At 54.8% G+C, this 5,498-nt stretch carries 5 protein-coding genes and 3 pseudogenes; 5 read left to right on the top strand and 3 right to left on the bottom strand.

Translation table 11 applies throughout. From position 1 onward, the window contains the following. Positions 1-214: 214 nt before the first annotated feature. Positions 215-439: a hypothetical protein gene (locus tag FTU79_RS16095; protein ID WP_000743213.1), complete on the bottom strand. Its 225-nt coding sequence runs from the start codon at positions 437-439 to the stop codon at positions 215-217. Next, positions 436-609 (bottom strand): annotated as a pseudogene (locus FTU79_RS16090) (resolvase); the annotation flags it as partial. The gene FTU79_RS16095 and the pseudogene FTU79_RS16090, both read right to left, overlap by 4 nt. Positions 610-738: 129 nt before the next feature. On the opposite strand from FTU79_RS16090, the gene FTU79_RS16080 reads away from it, so the two are divergent. Next, on the top strand, positions 739-2,418 hold the full coding sequence (locus tag FTU79_RS16080; RefSeq protein ID WP_000179844.1) for a Mu transposase C-terminal domain-containing protein: 1,680 nt from the start codon (positions 739-741) through the stop codon (positions 2,416-2,418). Positions 2,419-2,420: 2 nt separating this feature from the next. Beyond that, positions 2,421-3,413, top strand: coding sequence for a TniB family NTP-binding protein (locus FTU79_RS16075; protein ID WP_179990694.1), 993 nt, complete (start codon positions 2,421-2,423; stop codon positions 3,411-3,413). Here the strand turns inward: FTU79_RS16075 and FTU79_RS16070 are convergent. Then, positions 3,382-3,723 (bottom strand): annotated as a pseudogene (locus FTU79_RS16070) (GNAT family N-acetyltransferase); the annotation flags it as partial. The gene FTU79_RS16075 and the pseudogene FTU79_RS16070 sit on opposite strands and share 32 nt — an antisense overlap. Between FTU79_RS16070 and FTU79_RS16065 the strand changes: the two are divergent. From FTU79_RS16065 to FTU79_RS16055, 3 genes and pseudogenes are all read left to right on the top strand, one after another. Continuing rightward, positions 3,717-4,397: pseudogene (locus FTU79_RS16065) on the top strand (thymidylate synthase); the annotation flags it as partial. The pseudogenes FTU79_RS16070 and FTU79_RS16065 sit on opposite strands and share 7 nt — an antisense overlap. Before the next feature lie 27 nt (positions 4,398-4,424). Further along, on the top strand, positions 4,425-4,934 hold the full coding sequence (gene dfrA20, locus FTU79_RS16060; RefSeq protein WP_179990692.1) for a trimethoprim-resistant dihydrofolate reductase DfrA20: 510 nt from the start codon (positions 4,425-4,427) through the stop codon (positions 4,932-4,934). A 3-nt stretch (positions 4,935-4,937) separates the two neighbouring features. Then, the coding region (locus FTU79_RS16055) for a toprim domain-containing protein (protein ID WP_257222118.1) at positions 4,938-5,498 on the top strand (561 nt) is incomplete at its 3' end.

The raw sequence follows: 5,498 nt of genomic DNA, 5'->3' as shown, positions 1-5,498 counted from the left end.
GCATGTTCCGCGTCCTTGCAATACTGTGTTTACATACAGTCTATCGCTTAGCGGAAAGTTCTTTTACCCTCAGCCGAAATGCCTGCCGTTGCTAGACATTGCCAGCCAGTGCCCGTCACTCCCACTCGATTGTAAACAAGCACACAAAACCCTTTAGTGACAACAATTTGCAAGAACTATCAGGCTCAGTGCCATGAAAAATACCATGACCAGATCATGAGGTTGAACACGGCTTGCGCCGGCAGCGTTCACGCTCCTGGTCGGCGATCTCGCCCGGCTGCAATGCTAGCTCAGCATCGGTCATGCGCTCCAGCACGTCGCGTAGGCGGATGGTGCAAGGAATGGGCGGCAGCTCGAACTCATAGCCGCCGGCGATCATTTCGGCCGCAATCTCCTCGGTGATGAAAAACGGCTCGTCGTCTTGGTTCGGCTTCTTCATGCCCTTTCCTCCTGGCGCTCATCCTGGCCGACAGCGGCCAGGGCATCGGCTTCCGTCAATGCGTCCTCCACGAACGCGCCGTGCTGCTTCGCTTCGGCCTGGCTGACCTCGGCCCATATCCGTTTCACCTGGGCCGCACTGTACCCGGCCAGCTCGGCTGTCATTTTCAGAAGACGACTGCACCAGTTGATTGGGCGTAATGGCTGTTGTGCAGCCAGCTCCTGACAGTTCAATATCAGAAGTGATCTGCACCAATCTCGACTATGCTCAATACTCGTGTGCACCAAAGCGAGGTGAGCATGGCGACGGACACCCCACGGATTCCAGAACAAGGCGTGGCCACTCTGCCTGATGAGGCTTGGGAGCGTGCGCGCCGTCGTGCGGAGATCATCAGTCCGTTGGCGCAGTCGGAGACGGTCGGGCACGAAGCGGCCGATATGGCGGCTCAGGCGCTGGGCTTGTCTCGGCGCCAGGTATACGTTCTGATCCGGCGTGCCCGGCAAGGCAGCGGCCTCGTGACGGATCTGGTGCCCGGCCAGTCCGGTGGAGGTAAAGGTAAGGGGCGCTTGCCGGAACCGGTCGAGCGCGTCATCCACGAGCTACTGCAAAAGCGGTTCCTGACCAAGCAGAAGCGCAGCCTAGCGGCCTTTCACCGCGAAGTCACTCAGGTGTGCAAGGCTCAAAAACTGCGAGTGCCGGCGCGCAATACCGTGGCCTTACGGATCGCTAGCCTTGACCCGCGCAAGGTCATCCGCCGGCGGGAAGGCCAGGATGCCGCTCGTGACCTACAAGGTGTGGGCGGCGAGCCTCCTGCCGTGACCGCGCCGCTGGAGCAGGTGCAGATAGACCATACGGTCATCGACCTGATCGTGGTCGATGACCGCGACCGGCAACCTATTGGCCGCCCGTACCTGACCCTCGCCATCGACGTGTTCACCCGCTGCGTGCTCGGCATGGTCGTCACGCTGGAAGCGCCGTCTGCCGTTTCGGTTGGCCTGTGCCTCGTGCATGTCGCCTGCGACAAGCGCCCTTGGCTGGAAGGACTGAACGTGGAAATGGATTGGCAGATGAGCGGCAAGCCCTTGCTGCTCTACCTAGACAACGCGGCCGAGTTCAAGAGCGAGGCCCTGCGCCGGGGTTGCGAGCAGCATGGCATCCGGCTGGACTATCGCCCGCTGGGACAGCCGCACTATGGCGGCATCGTGGAACGGATCATCGGCACGGCGATGCAGATGATTCACGACGAACTGCCGGGAACGACCTTCTCCAACCCTGACCAGCGCGGCGACTACGATTCCGAAAACAAGGCCGCCCTGACGCTGCGCGAGCTAGAGCGCTGGCTCACATTGGCGGTCGGCACCTACCACGGTTCGGTGCACAACGGCCTGCTCCAACCGCCGGCCGCGCGCTGGGCCGAGGCCGTGGCGCGTGTCGGCGTACCGGCCGTCGTCACACGCGCTACTTCGTTCCTGGTCGATTTTCTGCCGATCCTCCGGCGCACGCTGACCCGCACCGGCTTTGTCATCGACCACATCCACTACTACGCCGATGCGCTCAAGCCGTGGATTGCGCGGCGTGAACGCTGGCCGTCCTTTCTGATCCGGCGCGATCCGCGCGACATCAGCCGTATCTGGGTCCTGGAACCGGAGGGACAGCATTACCTGGAAATTCCCTACCGTACCTTGTCGCATCCGGCTGTCACCCTCTGGGAACAACGGCAGGCGCTGGCGAAACTGCGGCAGCAAGGGCGCGAACAGGTGGATGAGTCGGCGCTGTTCCGCATGATCGGCCAGATGCGTGAGATTGTGACCAGCGCGCAGAAGGCCACACGCAAGGCGCGGCGTGACGCGGATCGCCGCCAGCACCTCAAGACATCAGCTCGGCCGGACAAGCCCGTTCCGCCGGATACGGATATTGCCGACCCGCAGGCAGACAACTTGCCACCCGCCAAACCGTTCGACCAGATTGAGGAGTGGTAGCCGTGGACGAATATCCCATCATCGACCTGTCCCACCTGCTGCCGGCGGCCCAGGGCTTGGCCCGTCTTCCGGCGGACGAGCGCATCCAGCGCCTTCGCGCCGACCGCTGGATCGGCTATCCGCGCGCAGTCGAGGCGCTGAACCGGCTGGAAGCCCTTTATGCGTGGCCAAACAAGCAACGCATGCCCAACCTGCTGCTGGTTGGCCCGACCAACAATGGCAAGTCGATGAACGTCGAGAAGTTCCGCCGCACCCACCCGGCCAGCTCCGACGCCGACCAGGAGCACATCCCGGTGTTGGTCGTGCAGATGCCGTCCGAGCCGTCCGTGATCCGCTTCTACGTCGCGCTGCTCGCCGCGATGGGCGCGCCGCTGCGCCCACGCCCACGGTTGCCGGAAATGGAGCAACTGGCTCTGGCACTGCTGCGCAAGGTCGGCGTGCGCATGCTGGTGATCGACGAGCTGCACAACGTGCTGGCCGGCAACAGCGTCAACCGCCGGGAATTCCTCAACCTGCTGCGCTTCCTCGGCAACGAACTGCGCATCCCGTTGGTTGGGGTAGGCACGCGCGACGCCTACCTAGCCATCCGCTCCGATGACCAGTTGGAAAATCGCTTCGAGCCGATGATGCTGCCGGTATGGGAGGCCAACGACGATTGCTGCTCACTGCTGGCCAGCTTCGCCGCTTCGCTCCCGCTGCGCCGGCCTTCCCCAATTGCCACGCTGGACATGGCTCGCTACCTGCTCACACGCAGCGAGGGCACCATAGGGGAACTGGCGCACTTGCTGATGGCGGCGGCCATCGTCGCCGTGGAGAGCGGCGAGGAAGCGATCAACCATCGCACACTCAGCATGGCCTGTCGACAACCTCTCGCGCAACCAAGACATCGCGGTCGGACTGCAAGTGATCTTGAAGCCACGGGCCCGTCCCACCCCGACATGGACCTCGATGCCCGAACGGACGTTAGATTTCGAGTTCTAGGCGTTCTGCGATGAAGGTTGGATCCCAGCCGGGATTGAAAGTGTCGACGTGGGTGAATCCGAGCCGCTCGTATAGGCCACGCAGGTTCGGGTGGCAGTCGAGCCGCAGCTTGGCGCACCCCTGCGTTCGCGCGGCATGGCGGCAAGCCTCGATCAGCGCGGAGCTGACACCCCGGCCCGCATGTGTCCGTCGCACCGCGAGCTTGTGCAGATATGCGGCCTCCCCCTTGAGGGCGTCGGGCCAGAACTCGGGATCCTCGGCCGACAAGGTGCAACAGCCGACGATGCCGTCGCTGCAACTCGCGACTAGGAGCTCGGAGTAAAGGTTTTCCGGTAATTACAACAAAGAAATTACACCTTCGTTCGATTATTCATGAACTTCTATGGTTTATTAGTGGTGATACCAATATTAAATATTTAAAAGACAATAAAGTTTCAATCTGGGACGAATGGGCGGACGAAGATGGTAATATTGGACCTGTTTATGGTCATCAATGGCGTTCTTGGCCCGACGGTAAAGGTGGAACTATTGATCAGATTAAAATCTTGATAGATGGTTTGAAAAACAATCCGGAATCGAGAAGACATATCGTAAGTGCGTGGAACGTAGCAGACATTCATAAAATGGCTTTACCTCCTTGTCACAACATGTTCCAGTTCTATGTTGCAAATGGAAAATTAAGTTGTCAACTCTACCAACGTTCAGCAGACGTTTTCTTGGGTGTTCCTTTTAACATCTCAAGCTACGCATTGTTTACAATGATGCTAGCGCAAGTTTGTGGATTGGAGGCTGGAGACTTCGTTCATACTTTTGGAGATACGCATTTGTATTCCAACCATTTTGACCAAGCTAAGCTTCAATTATCTAGAGAATTACGTCCACTTCCAACAATGAAAATAAATCCAGATGTTAAAGATATTTTCTCTTTTAAATTTGAAGATTTTGAATTAGTTGGATACGATCCACATCCACACATTAAAGCAGCTGTTGCAATTTAATTAGCTTTAAAATATAAGGAAACAGAAATGGGTATTAAATATAGCTTAATTGTTGCAATTGGGAAACACCGAGAAATGGGTGCTAACAATGATTTGCTTTGGCACTTACCAAGAGATATGCAATTTTTTAAGGAAACGACAACGGGTCACGCTGTTGTAATGGGAAGAAAAAATTGGGAATCTATTCCTCAGAAGTACAGACCGCTTCCAAATCGTTTAAACTTCGTTTTAACACGAGATAAAAACTATAGTGCAGAAGGTGCAACAGTGATTTATGATTTAAAAGAAGTCGCACAACATCTTGAAGGAAAAGACTTAACATGCTTCATTATTGGTGGTGCTCAAATCTACCAACTGGCCTTAGAAACAGGACTTTTAAATGAAATGTATGTCACACAAGTACATAACACATTTGAAGAAGCTGACACCTTTTTCCCTTTTGTAAATTGGGTAGAATGGGAAGAAGAAGATATTTTAGAACAAGATAAAGATGAAAAACATCTTTATTCATTTAATATAAAGAAATTTACGCGTTAATTCATGAAAGTTTGCATTGCTGAGAAACCAAGTGTTGCCAAGGATATCGCTGCCATTATCGGTGCTAATACTCGTAAAGATGGGTATTACGAAGGTAATGGATATCAAGTAACCTGGACTTTCGGGCATTTGTGCACGCTTAAAGAACCAAACGATTATTTACCGGAATGGAAATATTGGGATTTAAGAAAATTGCCCATGATTCCTTCTCGATTTGGAATTAAGGTCATAGATGATGAAGGAATTAAAAAGCAATTTAAAATTGTCAAACAACTTCTTGTAAACGCCGAAGAAATTATCAACTGCGGGGATGCTGGACAAGAAGGAGAGGTTATCCAGCGATGGGTATTCTTAAAGTCAGGAACGAAAGCACCTATCAAAAGATTGTGGATTAGTTCCTTAACGGAAGAAGCAATTAAAGAAGGATTTGCAAACCTACGTATAGGAAGAATAAACGCCCTTTTCACCCAAGTCCAACAGCTTTGGACCGCAGTTGACTCTTTCGACACCCCTGCGATGCAACCCAATCCGGCTGACGGGGAGCCAGCAACGCTGAAAATTTAC

This window comes from Acinetobacter sp. YH12144 (assembly GCF_013418345.1).
Lineage (GTDB): Bacteria > Pseudomonadota > Gammaproteobacteria > Pseudomonadales > Moraxellaceae > Acinetobacter > Acinetobacter amyesii.
The sequence above is the reverse complement of the archived record's forward strand: the minus strand, read 5'-3'. Positions and strand labels throughout refer to the sequence as shown.